Source organism: Chitinophaga sp., from assembly GCF_035564935.1.
GTDB lineage: Bacteria > Bacteroidota > Bacteroidia > Chitinophagales > Chitinophagaceae > Chitinophaga.
Genome location: NZ_DATMTE010000976.1, coordinates 1 through 1660, shown reverse-complemented (window position 1 = coordinate 1660; position 1660 = coordinate 1). Strand labels below are relative to the sequence as shown.

Here is a 1660-nt window from a genome sequence, read left to right as displayed (position 1 = left end):
ATCAAAAGCAACTGCCTGTTCCTGGGCGGTTTGTGTTTCGGTGGGCGCAAAGAAATTAATGGTCTCTCCCTTTGCCGGTATATAGGCAAGGGAAACCTGCTGCGGCGTGTTTTGCGGCGTATAGTTTACGAAACCATATGTAAAGGGCGAGCCTGACTGAGCAGATACAAACAGGGAAAAGGAGCTTGTCCAGGTTTTGCTCCAGGCTTTACGATAACTGATGTTGCCTACAATACGATGGCGAATATCAAAGTTGGAATAAGCCAGCTGCGGGTTATTGGGATTCAGTGCCTGGTTCAGCTGCCAGTTGGATTCAAATGAATTACGAATACCGTTGGCCACGTCTTTGGATTGGCCGTAGGTATATGCCACAGAGAAACCAAAGCCTGATTGGATGGTGTGTGATACCTGCCCTGTGATGCTATAGCGATAGCCTTCCGTAGTGTTAGACATTTCATAAACATTGGCAAATTGCGGGTTCAGGCTATTCTGCCCCCGAAATACCGGCTGGTACTGGTGATTTACGGCTGAATCAAAAACCGCATAGGTAGGACGGTCTGTAAGATTGATCTGGCGGAACATTACATCCCTGATCGTTTTGGTGTAGATGCCTTCAAGAGTGTATTTAAACCCGTATTTGTCTTTGAAGTCAACCGCAATACTGCCGCGTAATACTTTTGGCATAACGAAGTTATTGTCTATTACATCCACCTGTGTTTTACCGGCATTTTTTTCTGAAATCACCTGTCCGTTCTGACCGGCGAAATAGTCAATACCTTGCCCGGGCTGATGTTGCAGGGGATCGCCCTGGAATACATAGGGAGGGTTGCCGTCTGTTTTCTGATCGTAAGCACCATAGCTGTCGCCATTATTATAGAAAGCGTAACCCAACCAGGCGAAAGGGATGCGGGAGGTGAACATCCCTAAGCCGCCTCTCAGCACCAGGGACTGATCGCCATAGGCATCAAAGCGAAAGCCTATCCTGGGCGACACCTGGATCCTGCCAAGGTAATTGCCGGTGATCTGGTTTAGCGGCGTATAGGTGTAGGTAGTACCAAAAGCCGGATCAGTGAAAGCGTTGCGCGACTTATTGCTCAGGATTTGTTTGGTGGGCACGTCTGCCAGGTCAAACCGGATACCTTTGGTAAAAGTGAAACGATCTGTGAGCTGTACCTCATCCTGCAGATAGAGGCTGTAAAAATTGATGTTAAATACAGCTGTAGGGTTGGCCAGGATGTAATCCCGGTTGTTATTGAAATAGTTGTAGCTGCCCTTTACACGCTCGGGGTTATTGTTCAGGAAATCGTTTATGCCCAGGTAAGTGACCCTGCCATTCCATGAATTAACAAAGCCGTAGTTGATCTTGTATAACTCATTGTGGGTACCTAAGGTAAGTGTATGCCTGCCCAGGTTCCATACCAGGTTATCGGTTATTTCTATGGTGCGCTGGCGCTGATTAAAGATAGAGGCTTCCCTGTCGGTGCCAAAGAAGATAGTTGTACCGGGAGTACGGCCCACGATCTGTACCTGTGGAAAGGCAGGGTCGCTGAGCGGATTGCGATAATCATGGATGCTGGTAAAGCCTGCTATGACGCTATTGGAAAAGTTGTTATTAAAGCGCGTTTTCAATTCTGCTACGGTGGAAGACTGATTATTAAAC

At 47.5% G+C, this 1660-nt stretch carries 1 pseudogene; it reads right to left on the bottom strand.

The window, feature by feature from the left end:
• Window positions 1-1660: pseudogene (locus VN105_RS25340) on the bottom strand (TonB-dependent receptor); the annotation flags it as partial.